20 protein-coding genes are annotated in these 19083 nt (G+C 70.8%); 9 read left to right on the plus strand and 11 right to left on the minus strand.

Going from position 1 to position 19083, the window contains the following annotated elements; genetic code table 11:
• Positions 1-150: 150 nt before the first annotated feature.
• Positions 151-1014: a GNAT family N-acetyltransferase gene (locus AMK27_RS18495; protein WP_073908797.1), complete on the minus strand. Its 864-nt coding sequence runs from the start codon at positions 1012-1014 to the stop codon at positions 151-153.
• 162 nt (positions 1015-1176) lie between these two features.
• Here AMK27_RS18495 and AMK27_RS18500 point away from each other — a divergent pair, with 162 nt between their 5' ends.
• Positions 1177-1833 carry an HAD family hydrolase gene (locus AMK27_RS18500; RefSeq protein WP_073908799.1) on the plus strand — a complete coding sequence of 219 codons (657 nt, stop codon included), beginning with the start codon at positions 1177-1179 and terminating at the stop codon, positions 1831-1833.
• Between the two features lie 106 nt (positions 1834-1939).
• On the plus strand, positions 1940-3259 hold the full coding sequence (locus AMK27_RS18505) for a globin domain-containing protein (protein WP_382508562.1): 1320 nt from the start codon (positions 1940-1942) through the stop codon (positions 3257-3259).
• Here AMK27_RS18505 and AMK27_RS18510 read toward each other — a convergent pair.
• The 5 genes from AMK27_RS18510 to AMK27_RS18530 all read right to left on the minus strand — a co-directional run bounded on the left by AMK27_RS18510 (position 3202) and on the right by AMK27_RS18530 (position 6965).
• Positions 3202-3681: an NUDIX domain-containing protein gene (locus AMK27_RS18510; protein ID WP_073909553.1), complete on the minus strand. Its 480-nt coding sequence runs from the start codon at positions 3679-3681 to the stop codon at positions 3202-3204. The genes AMK27_RS18505 and AMK27_RS18510 overlap by 58 nt on opposite strands.
• A 111-nt stretch (positions 3682-3792) precedes the next feature.
• On the minus strand, positions 3793-4689 hold the full coding sequence (locus AMK27_RS18515) for a LysR family transcriptional regulator (protein ID WP_073908801.1): 897 nt from the start codon (positions 4687-4689) through the stop codon (positions 3793-3795).
• A 267-nt stretch (positions 4690-4956) separates the two neighbouring features.
• On the minus strand, positions 4957-6090 hold the full coding sequence (locus AMK27_RS18520; RefSeq protein ID WP_073908804.1) for a cystathionine gamma-lyase: 1134 nt from the start codon (positions 6088-6090) through the stop codon (positions 4957-4959).
• Positions 6087-6578 carry a low molecular weight protein-tyrosine-phosphatase gene (locus AMK27_RS18525; RefSeq protein ID WP_073908806.1) on the minus strand — a complete coding sequence of 164 codons (492 nt, stop codon included), beginning with the start codon at positions 6576-6578 and terminating at the stop codon, positions 6087-6089. The genes AMK27_RS18520 and AMK27_RS18525 overlap by 4 nt, the downstream gene beginning before the upstream one ends.
• Positions 6579-6587: 9 nt before the next feature.
• Positions 6588-6965, minus strand: a complete 378-nt coding sequence (locus tag AMK27_RS18530) for a phage holin family protein (protein WP_073908809.1) — start codon at positions 6963-6965, stop codon at positions 6588-6590.
• 51 nt (positions 6966-7016) lie between these two features.
• On the opposite strand from AMK27_RS18530, the gene AMK27_RS18535 reads away from it, so the two are divergent.
• The 4 genes from AMK27_RS18535 (at position 7017) to AMK27_RS18550 (ending at position 9286) form a co-directional block, all read left to right on the plus strand.
• On the plus strand, positions 7017-7334 hold the full coding sequence (locus AMK27_RS18535; protein WP_073908811.1) for a cupin domain-containing protein: 318 nt from the start codon (positions 7017-7019) through the stop codon (positions 7332-7334).
• A gap of 143 nt (positions 7335-7477) precedes the next feature.
• Positions 7478-7696 carry a DUF5326 family protein gene (locus AMK27_RS18540; RefSeq protein WP_073908814.1) on the plus strand — a complete coding sequence of 73 codons (219 nt, stop codon included), beginning with the start codon at positions 7478-7480 and terminating at the stop codon, positions 7694-7696.
• 243 nt (positions 7697-7939) lie between these two features.
• Positions 7940-8704 (plus strand): IclR family transcriptional regulator, encoded by a 765-nt coding sequence (locus AMK27_RS18545; protein WP_073908817.1) that lies wholly within the window; start codon positions 7940-7942, stop codon positions 8702-8704.
• A gap of 138 nt (positions 8705-8842) precedes the next feature.
• Positions 8843-9286 (plus strand): SsgA family sporulation/cell division regulator, encoded by a 444-nt coding sequence (locus AMK27_RS18550; RefSeq protein WP_030317990.1) that lies wholly within the window; start codon positions 8843-8845, stop codon positions 9284-9286.
• 51 nt (positions 9287-9337) lie between these two features.
• Here the strand turns inward: AMK27_RS18550 and AMK27_RS18555 are convergent, their stop codons facing one another.
• Positions 9338-10735 carry a YibE/F family protein gene (locus AMK27_RS18555; protein WP_382502827.1) on the minus strand — a complete coding sequence of 466 codons (1398 nt, stop codon included), beginning with the start codon at positions 10733-10735 and terminating at the stop codon, positions 9338-9340.
• Positions 10736-10946: 211 nt separating this feature from the next.
• On the opposite strand from AMK27_RS18555, the gene thiC reads away from it, so the two are divergent.
• On the plus strand, positions 10947-12740 hold the full coding sequence (gene thiC / locus AMK27_RS18560; protein ID WP_073908823.1) for a phosphomethylpyrimidine synthase ThiC: 1794 nt from the start codon (positions 10947-10949) through the stop codon (positions 12738-12740).
• Between the two features lie 59 nt (positions 12741-12799).
• On the opposite strand, the gene AMK27_RS18565 is transcribed toward thiC, so the two are convergent.
• The 3 genes from AMK27_RS18565 to AMK27_RS18575 all read right to left on the minus strand — a co-directional run bounded on the left by AMK27_RS18565 (position 12800) and on the right by AMK27_RS18575 (position 16487).
• Entirely contained in the window at positions 12800-13453 is a 654-nt protein-coding gene (locus AMK27_RS18565; RefSeq protein WP_073908826.1) for a hypothetical protein, read from the minus strand.
• A gap of 160 nt (positions 13454-13613) precedes the next feature.
• Entirely contained in the window at positions 13614-15107 is a 1494-nt protein-coding gene (locus tag AMK27_RS18570) for a metallophosphoesterase (RefSeq protein ID WP_073908829.1), read from the minus strand.
• Positions 15108-15380: 273 nt separating this feature from the next.
• Positions 15381-16487: a LacI family DNA-binding transcriptional regulator gene (locus tag AMK27_RS18575; protein WP_030317999.1), complete on the minus strand. Its 1107-nt coding sequence runs from the start codon at positions 16485-16487 to the stop codon at positions 15381-15383.
• A 581-nt stretch (positions 16488-17068) separates the two neighbouring features.
• Between AMK27_RS18575 and hisC the strand changes: the two genes are divergently transcribed.
• Positions 17069-18172, plus strand: coding sequence for a histidinol-phosphate transaminase (hisC, locus tag AMK27_RS18580; protein ID WP_073908832.1), 1104 nt, complete (start codon positions 17069-17071; stop codon positions 18170-18172).
• 145 nt (positions 18173-18317) lie between these two features.
• Here hisC and AMK27_RS18585 read toward each other — a convergent pair whose 3' ends face one another.
• Positions 18318-18698, minus strand: coding sequence for a cyclophilin-like fold protein (locus AMK27_RS18585; RefSeq protein WP_073908835.1), 381 nt, complete (start codon positions 18696-18698; stop codon positions 18318-18320).
• Between the two features lie 205 nt (positions 18699-18903).
• Between AMK27_RS18585 and AMK27_RS43730 the strand changes: the two genes are divergently transcribed.
• Positions 18904-19083: cytochrome ubiquinol oxidase subunit I (locus tag AMK27_RS43730; protein ID WP_241847534.1), on the plus strand; the 180-nt coding region annotated here is incomplete at its 3' end.

Raw genomic sequence — 19083 nt, forward strand, 5'->3', positions numbered from 1 at the left:
AGTGGTTCTCGACCCAGGGTAAACGATGCGACGCAATAATGCGCGTGTGCAAGTAAATCCGGAGGGCTGGATCCCGACGTCCGGAGAGGTGGTTCCCGGCCCCGCCCAGAGGCCGGTGGGCCGGACTTCCGCGCTAGCCGGACTTCCGCGCTAGCCGGCCGCGACGGTCAGGGGAGCGAAGCGGCGTCGCCAGTCACCGGGGAGGTCGGGGAGGGAGCGGACCATCACCGCGTTGGAGGCGATCGGGTCGAGGCCGTTCTCCTTCACCCAGCCCAGCAGCGCCGAGTGCCGTACGTCGATGTCCGTGCGCAGCGGTCGGTCGCCGGCGGCCGCGAGCGAGGCGATCAGGGCCTGGGCCGTGGCGGTGTCCCGGGCGATCAGCGGTCCGACCACATGGGTGTCCATGTTGGGCCAGGCCGCCGCGAAGCCGGTGATCTCGCCGTCCTCCTCCGCCACCCGGAGATGGTCCGCGAACGCGGGCAGCCGGGTGATCACATGGGTGCGGTCGAGGCCGAAGACCTCGTGGTCCAGGCGCAGGATCGCCTGGAGGTCCTCCGCTGTCGCCGGGCGGACCGGGACGGCCGGAGCGGGCGCGGCGAACGTGAAGCGCCCGCGCACCATCTCCGCGCGCCCGGTCTCGGTGAAGCCCAGCTGCTCGTAGAGGGGCTGCCCGTTCGGGGTCGCGTGCAGGGTGAGCGGGGTGCTCCCGGCTTCCGCCAGGACGTGCTCCATGAGCCGGCGTCCCACCCCTTGGCGTGCGTACTGCTCGGCGACGAGCACCATGCCGATCGCTGCGAGCCCGGGGCCGTACGACGTGACCACGGAGCAGGTGACCAGCCCGTCTCCGGAAGGGTCGTCGATGCCGTAGCCCGTGCCCGCGGCGAGCAGGAGGCCCCACTTGTGCTCCTCACGCGGCCAGCCCCGGTTCTCGGAGAGGTCGGCGCAGGCGAGGAGGTCGTCCACGCCGAGACGCCGGATGGGGAGCTGGGCGAGCGAAGAGGGGGAGATCGGCATGGTGCCAGGCTGGCCGAAGCGGTGATCTTCCGTCCACCGCTTTAGCGGATCTGGCCGATACGGGCGCGGGACTCCGGGTGGGCGCGGAGCCGGCGTCGGGCCGGCGCCAGGTCGGCAGGCGGTCCGATGACGGCGTTGATTCCACGTCGTGGGACGGAGACCATGTTTCACGTGAAACCACGACAGCAGCGCCTTCACCTCTTCGACCTCGACGGCACCCTGATCCGGGGCTCGGCCGCGGCGGTGGAGATCTCCCGGCAGCTGGGTGTCGACGAGGAGATCGCCGCCCTGGAGAAGAGCTTCCTCCTCCTGGGACTCACCCCGGACGAGTTCGCCGTCCGGGCCCGCGAGCTGTGGTCGGCGCTCACCGTGGACCAGGTCGCGGCGGCCTTCGAAGGGGCACCCTGGCTGCTGGGCATTCGCGAGGTCTGGGCGGACATCCGGGACCGGGGCGATCGGTGCGCGGTCATCTCGCTCTCGCCCGACTTCTTCGTCGAGCGGCTTCTCGACTGGGGTGTCGACACGGTGCACGGCTCGCACTGGCCGGCCGTCCCCTTCACGGAGCCGATCCACCGGCCCGGCATCCTCGACGCGCGGGCGAAGGTACGGATCGCGGGGGAGCTCTGCGCGCGGTACGAGGTGGACCCCGCCCACTGCGTCGCCTACGGCGACTCGATGTCCGACGCGCAGCTCTTCGCGATCGTGCCGGACACCGTGGCGGTCAACGCGGACCACCATCTCGCCGGGCTCGCCCGCCACAGCTACACGGGCGGGGATCTGCGCGAGGCCTACGCCCTCGTCCGAAACAGCGCAGCTTAGTAAGAAACCCTGCCCTTTGGCCCGAGAACGTCGCTTTCTCTCCGAAGCGTTGTGCTGAGGGGTCATGCTGCGTCCACGAAAGCCGGCCAGCGATAGGGCGAGGCACATGATGGATGCTCCGACCACCACGAGGGCAGCGGAGGACGGGGACGGGCCGGAGCGCCCGGCGGCGGGCGGCCACGAGCCCCGCCGCCCGGCGGATGGCGGGAACGAGCCCCGAATACCAGCGGAAGCCTCCACCGACGCGATGCTCGTACGCCGCACCCTCGCGGAGATCGCACCGGTCGCGGACCGGGTGACCTCGTACTTCTACGCCCTGCTCTTCATAGGGAACCCGGGGCTGCGCGAGATGTTCCCCGCGGCCATGGACACCCAGCGGGACCGGCTCCTGAAAGCGCTGCTCACCGCGGCGGAGCACATGGACGACGCCCCGGTGCTCACCGCGTACCTGCAGAACCTCGGCAGGGGCCACCGCAAGTACGGTACCCACTCCGCCCACTACCCGGCCGTCGGCGAGGCCCTCATCGGCGCCCTCACGCGCTACGCGACGACGACCTGGGACGAGGAGACCCAGGCGGCCTGGGTCCGCACGTACACGACGATCTCCCAGATCATGATCGACGCGGCGGCGGAGGACGAGCGCTCGGCGCCCGCCTGGTGGCAGGCCGAGGTGGTCTCGCACGACCTGCGGACCCCGGACATCGCCGTCGTGACGCTCCGGCCCGACCAGCCGTACCCGTTCCTGGCGGGGCAGTACACGACGCTGGAGACCCCGTGGTGGCCGCGGATATGGCGGCACTACTCGTTCGCCTCGGCGCCCCGGCCCGACGGACTGCTCTCCCTGCACGTGAAGGCGGTCCCGGCGGGCTGGGTGTCCAACGCGCTGGTGCACCGGGCGCGTCCCGGGGACGTTCTGCGCCTCGGCCCGCCGGCCGGATCCATGACCGTCGACCACGACACGGACACGGGACTGCTGTGTGTGGGCGGCGGCACCGGGATCGCCCCCATCAAGGCCCTGGTGGAGGACGTCGCCGAGCACGGGGACCGGCGTCCGGTCGATGTCTTCTACGGGGCCCGCAGCGGCCACGACCTCTATGACGTCGACACGATGCTGCGGCTCCAGAAGACCTTCCCCTGGCTCTCCGTCCACACGGTCACCGAGGAGCAGGGACGGCTTCCCGAGGCCGTCTGCCGCTACGGCTCATGGAGCGAACGCGACGCCTATCTCTCGGGGCCGCTCGGCATGGTCCGGCGCGGGGTGGACGCGCTGCGGGGAGCGGGGGTCCCCGCGGAGCGCATCCGGCACGACTTCCTCGCCGAGCTGGCCTCCGCGGCCGACGCCGCCGACGCCGCCGACGCCGCCGAGGATCAGCCCAGGTCGGGGGCGTGCATCGCGCGGACGCCCTCGATGTTGCCGTCGAGGTAGTGGCGCAGCGAGAGCGGGACGAGGTGCACGGCGGCGATGCCGACCCGGCTGAAGGGCACCCGGACGATCTCGTACTCGCCGACGGGCTCCTCCATCTCGGGGCCGTGCCGCAGCGCGGTGTCCATGGAGTCGAGGCGGCACACGAAGAAGTGCTGGACCTTCACCCCGGAGACCCCGCCGTCGACGATGTGCTCGACGGTGTCGACGAAGCAGGGCACCACATCGACGATCTTGGCGCCGAGCTCCTCGTGCACCTCGCGGTGGAGCGCCTCGACGACGGTGGCGTCGGTGGGTTCCACGCCGCCGCCGGGCGTGACCCAGTAGGGGTCCATCCCCGGCTTGGTGCGCCTGATGAGGATGAGGTCGTCCCCGTCGAGCAGGATGGCGCGTGCGGTGCGCTTGATCACGGGCCGTTCGTTCATGGGCCGTTCGTTCATGGGAAGAAAATGGCCCGTCCGGGGTGTCCTGAAACTCGCCGTCCCCGGCGGAAACTCAGCAGTTCCCCGCGGAGGACGGGGTTCACCCACGGGGACTCACCAGTCTCCCGCGGCCCGCAGCAGCTCCTCGTGCGCGCGGGCGATGGGCGACAGCGCGAGCGTCCCCGTCCGTACGACCAGGAAGTAGGTCCGCAGCGGAGGGACCGGAGGGTCGAGCAGCGCCACGAGCCGGCCCTGCTCCAGGGCCTCCTCGCACAGATAGCGGGGCAGCACGGCGAGCCCGGCGCCGGAGGCCGCGGACTCCCGCACGGCACGCAGGTCGGGGGCGATCACGGTGGCGGCGACCGCCGGTTTGGTCTCGAAGACGCTCGCCCAGTAGCGCGCGACGAACGGCAGCGACTCGTGCACCTCGACCACCGGAAGCTGCTCCAGGACCACCGCGCCCTTGCGGAGCAGCGTCTCGGGGGAGAGCCGTGCCGCCCAGCGAGGGGCCGCGACCAGCACGTACTCCTCGTCGCAGAGCGGAGTGGAGACGAGCAGACCGCCCCGGGGGCGGGCCGTGGCGACGGCCAGATCGTGGTGGCCCGCGGCGAGCCCGTCGAGGATCTCCTCGGTGTTGCCGAGGAACGACGTCCGTACGGCGAGCCCCTGGCCGACCAGTGGGGTGAGGGCCGGCAGGACACGGAGCGCGGTGAACTCCGGGGGACCGGCGACGTGCAGGGTGCGGACGCCGCTCTCCTCGTCGAGGCCGGTCTCGGCGATCTCGACCAGGGCGTCCAGATGAGGAGCGGCGCGGTGGGCGAGCTCGTCGCCGATGGTGGTCGGCGTGACGCCGCGGGCCTGCCGGAGGAAGAGCGGCCGGCCGAGCTGTCGTTCGAGGGTCCGGATCTGACTGGTGACGGCCGGCTGCGAGAGCCCGAGGAGCGCGGCGGCGCGGGTGAAGGAGCCGGCCCGGTGCACCGTGACGAATGTGCGCAGCAGGGCCAGATCCATCTCCGCCCCCTCCCGGCCGTGCGGCCGTTCGACTCAGGCGGTCGGCTGACTGCGCCTCAGGAACGTCCAACTATAAATAAGTCGATAGGTCTCTGTCGCTACCGTGATTGGACACTGACGCACAGTCAACTAGCCTTGTTCAGGCGGTCTCCGCGCGTGGAACCGAGGCGTTCCGAGCCACGAGGGGGGAGGCTCGGAGCGTCTCGTTCCGTGCGCGAGAAGGCCGACAGAAGGCCGCCAGGCGACCCCTGAAGGCGCCCGAGGCCGCTAGGACCCGGCCTCGTCGAGGGCCCGCAGCACGTCGGCGATCAGGTCCTCCGGGTCCTCGGCGCCGACCGAGAAGCGGATGAAGCCCTCCGCCACCGCGTCCCCGCCCCAGCGCCCGCGACGCTCCGCCGTGGAGCGCACGCCGCCGAAGCTGGTCGCGTCGTCCACGATCCGCAGCGCGTCCAGGAACGTGTCGGCCCGCTTCCGGTCCGCCAGCTCGAAGGAGACCACCGGTCCGAAGCGCCGCATCTGCCGGGCGGCCACCGCGTGCGAGGGGTCGTCGGGCAGCCCCGGGTAGCGCAGCCCGGTCACGTCCGCGCGCCCCGCGAGCGTCTGCGCGAGCGTGAGCGCGGTGGAGCACTGGCGGTCGATCCGCAGCTGCAGCGTCGCGAGCGAACGGTGGGCCAGCCAGGCCTCCATCGGGCCAGGGATGGCGCCGACGACCTTGCGCCAGCGCCGTACCTCCGCCGCCCGCTCGGGGTCACGGCAGCTGACATGGCCGAGCAGGATGTCGCCGTGGCCGGTCATGCCCTTGGTGTCGCTGGCGACGGAGAAGTCCGCGCCCAGTTCGAGCGGGCGCTGGCCGAGCGGGGTGGCGAGCGTGTTGTCGACGGCCACGAGCGCCCCCGCGGCATGCGCCTCGCGCACCAGCCGCCGGATGTCGCAGACGTCGAGCCCGGGGTTGGACGGCGACTCGATCCACAGCAGCCGGGCCCCTTCGAGGACGGCGAGCTGGCCGTCGCCGCCGGTGGGCGCGGTGCGGACCTCGATGCCGTAGGCCCTCAGCTGCTCGTGCAGCAGGGGCAGCGCCTGGTAGCCGTCGCTCGGCACGACCACCACGTCGCCCGTCCTCAGCTGCGAGAGGAGGACGGCGGAGATCGCGGCCATGCCCGAGGCGAAGACCAGCGTCTCGACGCCCTCCTCCCCCGGCGCCTCCAGCTCGCCGATCGCGCGCTCCAGATGGGTCCACGTCGGGTTCTCGTCGCGGCCGTACCCGTATCCGCCGGTCGGCTCGCCCGGCAGATGGAAGTGCGCGGCGAAGACCGGACCCGGCAGGGTCGGCTCGTACTTCACGGGTTCGGGCAGCCCCGCCCGCACCGCGCGGGTGCCGTCGCCGTAGTGCTTGTCGGTCACGATGTCCGTTCCTCCAGTTCACGGCGTACGGCCGCGAGCAGTCCCTCGCTCGCGGCCTCCACCATCTCCAGGCACTCCTCGAAGCCCTCGCGGCCCCCGTAGTACGGGTCGGGGACGTCGAGTCCGTCCCCGGCGGCGGGGTCGTAGGAGCGCAGCAGTCGTATCCGGGCCGCCTCCTCGGGCGTCCGGGCCAGCTCGCGGAGCTCGCGCAGATGTCCTTCGTCCAGCGCGATCACCAGGTCGACGGCGGGGAACCAGGAGGCGCGGAACCGGCGGGCCGTGTGCGACGAGGTGTAGCCGTTCTCCTCGAGAACGGCGACCGTGCGCGGGTCGGCGCCGTCGCCCTCGTGCCAGCCTCCGGTTCCTGCGCTGTCGACCTCCACCAGGGTGCCGAGGCCGGCGTCCTCCACATGTCTGCGGAAGACGTGCTCGGCCATCGGCGAGCGGCAGATGTTGCCGGTGCAGACGAAGCAGACGCGGTACGTCATGGTCCGCGCTCAGTCGCCGTCGGGGAGCACGACGTTCAGCGCCCACGAGACGACGGAGATGATCAGGCCGCCGAGGACGGCGGTCCAGAAGCCCTCCACGTGGAAGCTGAGGTCAAACTGCTCGGCCAGCCAGGAGGTGAGGAGCAGCATCAGGGCGTTGACCACGAGAGTGATCAGGCCGAGCGTCAGAATGAAGAGCGGAAGCGTCAGCAACTGGACGATCGGCTTGACCACGACGTTCACGAGCCCGAAGACAAGGGCGACGAGAATGAGAGTCAGGGCCTTCTTGCCGGTGCTGTCACCGGTCAGGGTGATGTCCTGGACCAGCCAGATGGCTACTCCCAGGGCGCCCGCGTTGGCGAGCGTCTTGACTACGAAATTCATCATGTGTCTGATCGTGGCAGACATGATCGGGCCGACGGCAGGGGCTGACAGGCGATGAAGGCATTCCGACTGGATGAACTGGAGGCGGAGCGTGCCGCGAACAAGGGCGCGTACCTCCAGTTCCTGCGGGAACGGAACATGTCGGTGGGCCTGTACGCGCTGGACGCCGGGGAACTCGACCCGCAGCAGCCGCACGGCCAGGACGAGGTGTACTTCGTGGTGAGCGGCCGGGCGGCGATCACGGTGGGGACGGAGACGACCCAGGTGGCGCGTGGCAGCGTGGTCTATGTGCCGGCCGGGGTGGAGCACAGGTTCCACCACATCAGCGAGGACCTGCGCGTGATGGTGGTCTTCTCCCCGCCGGAAGCCTGAGGGCCGGGCGGGCGGACCCCCTAAGGGGCGGATCAGGGGAGAGCGGGGGCCGCAGGGCCCCCGTGCGCCTCGTCCGGACCCTAGCCTTGAGGGTGTTCGGTGCGGATGCGCGGAACGGATCTTCGAGAGCGAGGGAGAGGACGATGGCCGTACAGGAGGTTCTCGCGGGACTGCCGTGGTGGGTCAAGTGGGTCGCCATACCCGTACTCGCACTGCTCGTCTTCGGCGGACTGATCACCAGCGTGCTGGCCTTCGTGGTCGGGCTCCTCTTCAAGGTGCTGCTCTTCGTGGCCCTCGTCGCCGGACTGATCTACGTCGTACGGAAGTTCAGCTCCTCGGACCGGTCGCGCGAGGAGTGGTAGCACACGCTACCGAGCGGTATGAAGGCGACGGAGGGGATTAGCCCGGCCGGGGGAACGCACTGGTCGAATCAGGGCACGGGCCCAAGGGCTGCCACTAGAGTGGAATCCCTCCGCCGCGTTGGGGACTACAGGCGTAGACCTCCCTGCTGACCAGCGGTTTCCCAGGCCCGGCGGGCGCGCGGGGGCGGCCCCCGCGGGCGGATGCGATGCATCCGTCGTCACGCCTGGGGGTGACCTTTGGCCATGGCTACGCAGCGCGCTGCGCCTACCCTGATCGGCTCGGTGCAGCGCGCACTGAGACTTCTGGAGGCCGTCGCCTCCCATGCGGACGGCGCCCCCGCCAAGCAGCTCGCCCGCGAGACGGGCCTTCCGCTGCCCACCACGTACCACCTGCTCCGCACCCTGACGCACGAGGGCTATCTGCTCCGCGACAAGGGTGTGTTCGTCCTGGGCGACGCCGCGGCCCGACTGGCCGGCGGCGGAGATGTGCAGAATCGTCGCATCAAGATCGAAGACTCCCTTGCCCGGTGGCGGGACGCGATCGGTGTGCCGATCTACTTCGCTGTCTACCGCGAGGGAGAGATCGAGCTCGTCGCCGTCGCCGACACTCCCTCCGCTCCCGCGGTCGAGGAATGGGCCGACTTTCGCGAGACCGGGCACGCCCATGCGATCGGGCAGTGCCTGTTGAGCCAACTCGATCTGAAATCTCGTCAAGACCACCTTGACCGCCACCCGGTGGAAGCCATCACTCCGTACACGCTCCGTAACCGCCATGTGCTTTTGGATCGTTTGGGCGGTTTGGGGCGAATGGAGCCCCTGGTGGAACGTCAGGAATATGCGCTCGGCACGGTCTGTGCCGCAATCCCCATCACTGCGGGCTCCACGGCGGCCGCAATGGCCATTTCCCTCCCCCTTCACCAGGAAGAACGGTTGCTCCCAGCAATCGACCGACTACGTACGGAGATCGGGAGGCTCTTCAGTTCGCTCGCTTTCTCTATCAGTATCTGAAAAATCACTCCTTGTGATCTGCTAGTGCTTACAGCACGATTGCGTCAAGAGGGCCGTGGGGGATCATTCCTGGCCGTTTCGGTCACAGCTTTCAGCAGCTGTGTTTACACAACTGCTCCATCTACTGCGGGGTACATGATGCGAGAGTCGGTTCAGGCCGAGGTCCTGATGAGCTTCCTCGTCTCCGAGGAGCTCTCCTTCAAGATCCCGGTGGAACTGCGGTACGAGACCCGGGATCCCTACGCGGTGCGGATGACCTTCCACCTCCCCGGAGACGCGCCTGTGACCTGGGCGTTCGGTAGGGAGCTGCTGCTCGACGGGATCAACCGGCCGAGCGGGGACGGCGATGTGCACATCGCCCCGACGGAGCCCGAAGGCCTCTCGGACGTCTCCATCCGGCTCCAGGTCGGCGGCGATCGCGCCCTGTTCCGGGCGAGCGCACCGCCGTTGGTCGCCTTCCTCGACCGCACCGACAAACTGGTACCTCTGGGTCAGGAGCGGACGCTCGGCGACTTCGAGGACAACCTGGAGGCCGCGCTGGGCCGCATCCTGGCCGAGGAGAGCGCGGGCCCGGCCGCCTGAGCCCCCGGCTGTTCCCCCGTACCGGCTCGGCGCCCGTCGACCCGGTGCACCTCATTTCGCACGGCGGCGCCGTCCGCCTCGTACCGCCGCGGGCTTCCCGGCGTCCGCGCCCGGCCGGCCCTCGGCGCCCTTGCGGTCGGCGGAGACCACCAGGGCCGCGAGCACGGTGGTGAGCGGCACGGCGGCGACCAGACCGATCGATCCGACGAGCGTCCGGACGATCTCCTCCGCGACCAGCTCGCTGTTGGCCACCGTCCCCATGCTGCTCTGCGCGATGGAGAAGAGCAGCAGCAGCGGGAGGGCGGCACCCGCGTAGGCGAGCATCAGCGTGTTCACGACCGAGGCGATGTGGTCGCGGCCGATCCGGATGCCGGCCCGGTACAGCGCGCGTGGCCCCATGCCCGGGTCGGCCTGGTTCAGCTCCCAGACCGCCGACGTCTGGGTGACCGTCACGTCGTCGAGCACACCGAGCGAACCGATGATCACCCCGGCCAGGAGCAGGCCGGACATGTCGATCTCCGGGTACAGGCCGTGGATCAGGCCGGTGTTGTCGTCGGTGTTGCCGCTCAGCGAGGCCCAGCCGATGAACACCGAACCGAGCAGACCGGTCAGCAGCAGCGAGATCAGCGTCCCGAGCACCGCGACCGAGGTACGCGCCGAGAGCCCATGGCACATGTAGAGCGCGATCAGCATGATCGCGCTCGATCCGACCACCGCCACGACCAGGGGGTTCGACCCCTGCAGGATCGCCGGCAGGATGAAGAACGTCAGGATCAGGAAGCTCACGACGAGCGCGACGAGGGCCATCACGCCCTTCATCCGGCCGACGGCCACGACCGCGACGGCGAAGATCGCGGCGAGCACGGCCAGCGGGAGCTTCCGGTTCACATCGGTGACCGAGTACTGCAGATCGCGCGGGGCGTCGGGGGCGTACGCCACCACCACGCCCTGATCCTCGTGCAGTTGGCGCGGCGCGTCCGGCTGCACGATCTCGGTGAACGTACGCCCCTTCTCCGGACCGCTGGTGACCTCGATCGTGGCCTTCGCGCACTCCCCCTGCTGCGCGTTGACCGCCTCGCGCCCCGCCGGAGTGGAGGTGTCACCGGTCGGCGGGACCTGCCCGGCGTTCACGGACGCGCAGTCCACGTGCTGGACGGCGACCACCTTGCCCTGCTCGGTCTGCCGGTCGAAGCCGACACCGGTGCGCTCGTGCGGCGGGGTGCCACCGGGCCACAGGACCACCAGCCCGACCGCGACCGCCGTGGCGAAGGGGATCAGGATCGCGGCGATGACCCTGCGCAGATGCCGGGAGGCAGGGGTGGCGGGTCCGTGGCTGTGGCTGTGGCTGTGCCCATGGGATCCGTGGGATCCGTGCGCGGAACCGTGTCCGTGAGGGCTGTGATCCTGGTCGTGGCCGTGCGGCTCGGGAGTCTGTCGGGGGGAAGTCACCGACCGATCATCGCAAGAACGGCGGGGGCCCACTGTTCAGCACGCCAGACATGACGCTAGCGTGGTGGCACCTTTGCACACGCGGGAGCTCGGAGCACCGGGCTGAGAGGGCGCTGATCACCGTACGCGCGTACTGATGTACGTACGGGAGGAGGCTGCGCCGACCGCCGAACCTGTTACCGGGTAATGCCGGCGTAGGGAGATCGGTCTCATGACCATTCAGGATGCACGCACGCCTGCCTCCGAGCAGAACGACACCTCTGCAGACGGCGCCCGCACGCCGGGCTGGCACAAGGGGTACGTCCAGGGCTCGCGCCCCGACCTCAGGGTGCCGGTCCGTCAGGTGCACCTCACCAACGGCAAGGACGTCACGCTGTACGACACGTCCGGCCCGTACACCGACCCCACCGTCGACACCGACGTACGGCGGGGCCTTCCGCCGCTGCGCGAGAACTGGATCATCGCGCGCGGCGACACCGAGGAGTACGCGGGCCGCCCGGCCCGCCCCGAGGACGACGGCATCAAGCACACCTCGCCGCGCGGCGGGGGGCTGAAGAACCTCGACGCGGTCTTCCCCGGCCGGCCGCGCCTGCCGCGCCGCGGCCGCGACGGCCAGGCCGTGACCCAGCTCGCGTACGCCCGCCGGGGGGAGATCACCCCGGAGATGGAGTACGTGGCGATCCGGGAGAACGTCTCTCCCGAGGTCGTACGGGAGGAGATCGCCGCGGGCCGCGCGGTGCTGCCGGCGAACGTGAACCACCCGGAGATCGAGCCGATGATCATCGGCAAGCGGTTCCTGGTGAAGGTCAACGCCAACATCGGCAACTCCGCCGTCACCTCCTCCATCGAGGAGGAGGTGGAGAAGATGACCTGGGCGACCAAGTGGGGCGCCGACACGGTCATGGACCTGTCCACCGGCCGCAACATCCACACCACCCGCGAGTGGGTCCTGCGCAACTCCCCCGTGCCCATCGGCACCGTGCCGCTCTACCAGGCGCTGGAGAAGGTCGACGGCCGCGCCGAGGACCTGACCTGGGAGATCTACAAGGACACGGTCATCGAGCAGGCCGAGCAGGGCGTGGACTACATGACGGTGCACGCCGGCGTACTCCTGCCGTACGTGCCCCTCACCGCGCGCCGCAAGACCGGCATCGTCTCGCGCGGCGGCTCGATCATGGCCGCCTGGTGTCTCGCGCACCACAAGGAGAACTTCCTCTACACGCACTTCGAGGAGCTCTGCGAGATCCTCGCGACGTACGACGTCACGTACTCGCTCGGCGACGGGCTGCGCCCCGGCTCGATCGCGGACGCCAACGACGCGGCGCAGTTCGCGGAGCTGCGCACGCTCGGCGAGCTCAACACCATCGCCAAGCGCCACAACGTGCAGACCATGATCGAGGGCCCGGGCCACGTCCCGATGCACAAGATCAAGGAGAACATCGACCTTCAGCAGGAGATCTGCGAGGAGGCGCCGTTCTACACGCTCGGCCCGCTCACCACGGACGTCGCTCCGGCGTACGACCACATCACCTCGGGCATCGGCGCCGCGATGATCGCCTGGTGGGGCACGGCGATGCTCTGCTACGTCACGCCCAAGGAGCACCTGGGCCTGCCGAACCGCGACGACGTGAAGACCGGTGTCATCACGTACAAGATCGCGGCCCACGCGGCGGACCTCGCCAAGGGGCACCCGGGCGCGCAGGAGTGGGACGACGCGCTCTCGGACGCGCGGTTCGAGTTCCGCTGGGAGGACCAGTTCAACCTGGCGCTCGACCCGGACACCGCGCGCGAGTTCCACGACGAGACGCTGCCGGCGGAGCCCGCGAAGACCGCGCACTTCTGCTCGATGTGCGGTCCGAAGTTCTGCTCGATGAAGATCTCGCAGGACATCCGGCGTGAACACGGCGGCGACCTGAAGGCGGACGAGATCGAGGCGGGCATGGCTGCGAAGTCGGCCGAGTTCGCGGCGACCGGCAACCGCGTCTACCTGCCGCTGGCGGACTGACCCCGCCCGGAGACCACGCCGGCCCGCGACCCCGGGGGGAGTCGCGGGCCGGTGGGGTGTCAGGTGCCCGGTGGGGCGGTGGCGGCGAGGACGTCGCGGAGGAAGGGCATGATGCCCCGTTCGAGGAGGGCGCGGCGCCAGGCCTCCCGGGCGCGGGACAGCTCGTCGTCCGGTGCGGGCGCGGGCGGGCCGCCCCTGCTCACCTCGGCCGGGCTGTTGCGCAGGGCGGTCACGAGGAGCCCGGCGGCCGCGCCGAGCAGTCCGGCGGCCGCCACCGAGCCGAAGACCAGGCCGGCCGTGAGCAGGGTCGCCCCGAACGCCACCGTGGGGGCGACGGCATGCAGGACCGCGCCGACCAGCAGGAAGATGACGGCGGCCGCGCCCGCGAGGACGGGCACCATGACGGTGAGGATCGCGACGACGCCGGGGCCGGGGCCGGGGCCCGGGCGGTCCTGGGACGCCGGTGTCCTGGTCCCGAGGGCCGCGCGGTGCTGCTCGCGGACCTTCACGAAGTGGTCGTACTCGCTCGCCGCGGCGCTGGTGACCAGGGTGGTCGCGTTCAGGGTCAGGGAGCGCAGTTGGGCGAGCGAGAGCCGGGTTCCCGCTCCGGCGAGGTCCGGACGTGCGTGGGCGGTGCTCAGTGCGTCGTCGAGGATCCGCTCGTACTCGGCACGGTCCTCGGTCAGCAGGTGCGGAGCCACGTTCATGTGCATCCCCCGATGCTCCGTAGGCCCGGATCAGCCGTGGGAAACGGTCGGTCGGGCGGAAACGGAGGAGAGCCTGCTACGGATGGACCCGATGGTATTGCGGCGGTGCCACACGCTGACAGGGTGTTTCCGGAATTCGACTTCCCCGGATGCGGAGGGTTATGCGTCAGCCGTTCAGGGGGAGTTGGACGACCAGTAGCTTTCCGGCCATGGTCACTCCGCCGTCCATCGCGATCGCCAGACCGTCCGCGTACACGTGCGGTCCGTCGACGAGCGGGCCCGAATCTCCCTCGCCGTCCTCCGTGCCGACCTGGCCGAGGAGGTACGGGATGGGACTGTGGCCGTGCACGATGCGGGAGCCGCCGTAGGTGGAGAGCAGCTCCTGGACGGCCTGCGGACCGCCCTCGTCGCGGAACGCGAAGCGCTTGGTGAACTTGCGGAAGACGTCCCAGACCTCGTCGGCGTCGTTCCGGTTGAGGATCTCGTGGACCGTGTCGTTGACGTCCTCGATGGTCTGGCCGTAGTCGAGGTACGCGGTGGTGTCGGAGTGCAGGAGCAGGTGGTCGTCCTCCTGCACCACGGCGTCGAGCCGGGACATCCACTGCAGATGGACGTCCTGGAGCCGGTCCATGTCGTGCTTCTGGCCGCCGTTGAGCAGCCAGGCGGCCTGGAAGGTGGCGGTGCCCGCGCCGGAGTTCACCGGGGTGTCGCCGAAGCGCTTGGCGCCGATGAGCAGCAGCTCGTGGTTGCCCATGAGCGCCTTGCAGTAGCCGCCGGCGGCGGCGGCCTCGGCGGAGAGGCGCATGACGAGGTCGATGACGCCGATGCCGTCGGGACCGCGGTCGGTGAAGTCGCCGAGGAACCAGAGGCGGGCGTTGCCCGCGGCCCAGCTGCCGTTCTCGTCGATGAGCCGCTGGGCGCGGAGGGCCTCGATCAGTTCGTCGAGGTAGCCGTGGACGTCGCCGACGACGAAGAGCGGGCCCGGGCCTTCGCCGCTCGCCGGGGCGGGTTCGGCGGCGGGGGCGGGCTCGGCCGTGACCGGGACCTGGACGGTGTCCCCGCGGTTGATGACCGGGAGGTCCCGCTCGGTCGGGGTGTAGCCCTCGGGCATCCCGCCTTCGGGGAAGGCGTTCCCGGGGTGGCCGGTGGCGACGGAGACGATGGAGGAGCCGGCCGGGGCGGGGACCGGAGCCGCGGCGGGCGCCTGGGCCGAGGCAGGGGCGTACGCGGGAGTGGTGAGGCGTCCCAGGTGCAGGGTCGGCTCGGCGGGCGCGGGCGCGGGCGCGGGCGCGGGCGCGGGTGTCGGCGTGGGTGCCGGCGCGGGCGGACCGGCCGGGGGCGCGGGCGCGTGCGCCGGGGCGGCGGGTACGTGCGCCGCGGCGGCGGGTGCGGCCGGGGGGACGGCGGGTGCCGACGCGGGCGCGGAGGCCGCGGGCGCGGCTGTGCCCGCGGTGGCCGGGGGCGCGACGGGCGCGGCGGGTGCCGCCCCGGGTGCGTGCTCCGGGGGAGCGGGTTCGGCCGGTGGACGCACCGGCCGGGGCTCCGTGCTCGTCTGATCGCCGGCATGGCCCTGTACGGGCACGCGGGCGTACGGCGGTACGCGGAAGTCGCGCAATGTCGCCGTGCGCACCACGGGCTCCTGCCCGGCCCCCTGAGTCATGGACCCCTCCACCACCGTCGCGATGCCCTGCACAGCGCGGACCGGCCTGGTCGGGGTGGTCCGCGGTGTCGTGCGCCCATCATAGGAATGAGGGTCCTCCTGTGTGACGCACCAGGGGTGGTGAATCCGGGTCCACTCCGGGTTCACCGGTTGTTTCGCCCGAATTGAGAAGGTCGAGCCCCGGGTTGAGGCCGGTTGGGTGGCCGGTTTCGCCGTCCCGGCCCACGGGCAGGGGCGGGGACGGCGGATTCGGTGGCGCCGGTTGGCGGGGTGTCAGTCCTTCGCGGGTGAGCGCGGCGGGCTGACGGTGGTGCGCGGTGAACGGCGCTGCGAGGAGGTGCGGACGATGAGTTCGGTCGGTATGACCCGCTCGACCGGGCCGTCGGTGTCGATCCCTTCGATGGCGTCGATGAGGAGCTGGACGACGGCCGTGCCGATCCGGCGCGGCTTGAGCGAGAGCGTCGTGATGGGCGGTTCGGTGGTGGCGTAGACGGTCGACTCGCTGCAGCAGACCAGCAGCAGGTCGTCCGGGACGCGCAGCCCGTAGCGGCGCGCGGCCGCGAGGAGGTCGGTTCCGTTGGGGTCGAAGAGGCCGTACACGGCGTCGGGCCGGTCCGGTCGGGCGAGCAGCCGGTCGGCCGCGACGGCGCCCGCGCACGGGTCGTGCGCCGGATAGGCCTCGTAGACGGGATCCTGGCCCACCCGCTCGCACCAGTTGAGGTACGCGGTGGTGGACAGGCGGGTGTAGGTGTCGGTGGTGGTTCCGGTGAGGAGACCGATGCGGCGGGCGCCGGCGTCGGCGAGATGGTCGAGCAGATCGAGAACGGCGGCTTCGTGGTCGTTGTCGACCCAGGCGGTGACCGGAAGGGTGCCGGCGGGGCGTCCGTCGGAGACGACGGGCAGGCCCTGCCGGACCAGTTCGGTGACGACCGGGTCGTGGTCGGAGGGGTCGATGACGACGGTGCCGTCGAGGGCGACGTTCGACCAGACGTCATGGCGGGAGGTGGCGGGGAGGATGACCAGGGCGTAGCCCCGCGCGAGCGCCGCCGATGTGGCTGCTCTGGCCATCTCCGCGAAGTACGCGAATTCGGTGAAGGTGAAAGGTTCATCCCCGTACGTGGTCACGGTCAGGCCGATGAGTCCCGACTTCCCCGTGCGGAGCGTGCGGGCCGCCGCGGACGGGCGGTAGCCCAGCCGGTCGGCGACCTCGCGCACGTGACGGCGGGTGGCGTCGGGGAGTCGGCCCTTGCCGTTGAGCGCGTCGGAGACAGTCGTGATGGAGACCCCGGCGGCGGCGGCCACGTCCCGGATGCCCGCTCGGCCCTGCCGGCTTCCCCGGGTCTGTGCCCGGCTCACCTGGTGCTTCCCTGCTGCTGTCATGGCGAGCCGATAGTAGGGCGATGAGGGGCGGTTGGGCCGGTCGCATATGCAGACGTTGACAGGCACGTTTCTGCATGGCTGGAAGGTGTCAATGGGCAAGGAATCCAAGGTAGTTACAGCATTCACCATGGGACCAGTGGTTGCCGAACGGTGTAGGCCTGGCGTGGGGGCGAGGTCTCGAAGAGGTCTCAACTCACCTCTACGGGGGATGCGCGCCACGGCGCCCGCCACCGGCGCGCGCCACCCATGCGCGCGCTCCCCCGCCCTGGGCCCGAGGCGGGGCCGGGCCGTGGGGCGGCTCGTGGGGCGGCCCGTGGGGCGGCTCCCCGCGCCGCTGCGGGGGCCCGTTCAGGGTGGCGTGGCGGGTGGCGTGCCGGGGCGGCCGGCGGGTCCGCGCGGGTGGCGCGGGCGGAGATCGCGCCGGGGGTGCTTCAGGGGCGTTCGGACGTCGCTTCGTGCGCCGTTCCCCGAGGTCGTGTCCACAGCGTGTCCCTCCTGTTGTCCACAGCCCATTCGCAGCGGAGGGGAATCCTCTTAAGGTGAGGAGTATTGGCGGTACGGACGGTCGAGGAGGCCACAGAGTGAGCGAGACCAGCGGGACCAGCGGGACGAGCACGGGCCCGAAGCTGCGCGCCGAGCTGGACGGCGTCCCCACCTACAAGCCGGGCAGGCCGGCGGCCTCGGGTGGGCCCGTGGCCTTCAAGCTGTCCTCCAACGAGAACCCGTATCCGCCGCTGCCGGGGGTCATGGAGACCACGCTGGCCGCCGCCGCGAACTTCAACCGCTACCCGGACATGGCCTGCACGGGTCTGACGGAGGAGCTGGCCGACCGCTTCGGCGTGCCCGTCTCGCACCTTGCCACCGGCACCGGCTCGGTCGGCGTCGCCCAGTCGCTCCTCCAGGCCACCTCCGGCCCCGGCGACGAGGTCATCTACGCCTGGCGCTCCTTCGAGGCGTACCCGATCATCACGCAGATCAGCGGGGCGACCTCGGTGCAGGTGCCGCTGACCGAGGGCGAGGTGCACGACCTCGACGCGATGGCCGCGGCGATCACCGACAGGACCCGGCTGATCTTCGTCTGCAACCCCAACAACCCCACGGGCACCGCGGTGCGGCGGGCCGAGCTGGAGCGCTTCCTCGACCGGGTGCCCTCCGACGTCCTGGTCGTGATCGACGAGGCGTACCGCGAGTTCGTCCGCGACACCGACATCCCGGACGGCATCGAGCTCTACCGCGACCGGCCGAACGTCGCCGTGCTGCGGACCTTCTCCAAGGCGTACGGCCTGGCGGGGCTGCGGGTCGGCTTCGCGGTCGCCCACGAGCCGGTGGCGGCGGCGCTGCGCAAGACGGCCGTGCCGTTCGGCGTGAGCCAGCTCGCGCAGGACGCGGCGGTGGCCTCGCTGCGGGCCGAGGACGAACTCCTCGGGCGGGTCGGCTCCTTGGTGGCCGAGCGCGAGCGGGTCCACGCGGGTCTCGTGGCGCAGGGCTGGACCGTGGCGGACACCCAGGCGAACTTCGTCTGGCTGCGGCTCGGCGAGCGGACCCTGGACTTCGCGGCGGAGTGCGAGCGGCACGGGGTGATGGTGCGGCCGTTCGCCGGCGAGGGCGTGCGCGTCACGATCGGCGAGTCCGAGGCGAACGACCTGTTCCTGAAGGCGGCGGAGGGCTTCCGCCGGGAGAGCTGAGCCCGCGCCGGCCGGCCCGCCCGGCCGGTGATGCTCAGGACCGGCCCGTGGCTCAGGACCGGCCGGTGACGCTCCGGACCGGCCGGTGACGGCGAACCGGCCGGTGGCGCTGAGCCCTGACGTCTCTGGCCTGCCCTGACGGCGGTCAGCCGTTGACGCGTTCCACCCGGATCGGGTCGCCGTCCCGGACGGTGGCCAGGATCCGGGGGTCGTCGTCGAGCACGCCCAGGACGTTGCAGGGGCTCGCGAGCCGGCACTCCTCGCCCCGTGAGATCGGGGTGGGGCCGTAGGGGAGCGCGAGCGCGTCGCCCTCCGTCCAGAAGGCCACCGTGCCCGGGTCGACGACCTGCCGTGCCCCGGCTTCGACGGAGGCGGCGACCGGAGTGTCGAAGTAGACCTCCTCGCCCCAGGTCCGGGCGGTGGAGGAGATCGGGAGAGCCCCCGCGAGCGCCGCGCTCGTGGGGGTTTCCTCAAGGGTGGCCGTGGTGTGTCCGGCCGGCCAGACGATGCGTATCCGAAGGGTCATGCCCCGGATTCAACAATATGTTGAAGGTCCTGGGAAGAGGTGACCTTCGGTAGAGGGACCCCCGACTGAAGGTACGGATTTCGTATGAGCAATAATGCTTGTGAATGTGAACGCGTTCACAAGCGTGTCCTGGTTCATCCCTTGTTTGGTGGGATTATCCGGGCAAACTGCCGATGTGACCACGGCGATGTAAGGAGATAACGACGTGGACCTCGCTCTTGCGCCAGAGACCCTGGCGCGCTGGCAGTTCGGCATCACCACCGTCTACCACTTCCTCTTCGTCCCCCTGACGATCTCCCTCGCCGCCCTCACCGCAGGTCTCCAGACCGCATGGGTCCGCACGGAGAACGAGAAGTACCTCAGGGCGACGAAGTTCTGGGGCAAG

It is taken from the genome of Streptomyces sp. CB02009 (assembly GCF_001905825.1).
GTDB lineage: Bacteria > Actinomycetota > Actinomycetes > Streptomycetales > Streptomycetaceae > Streptomyces.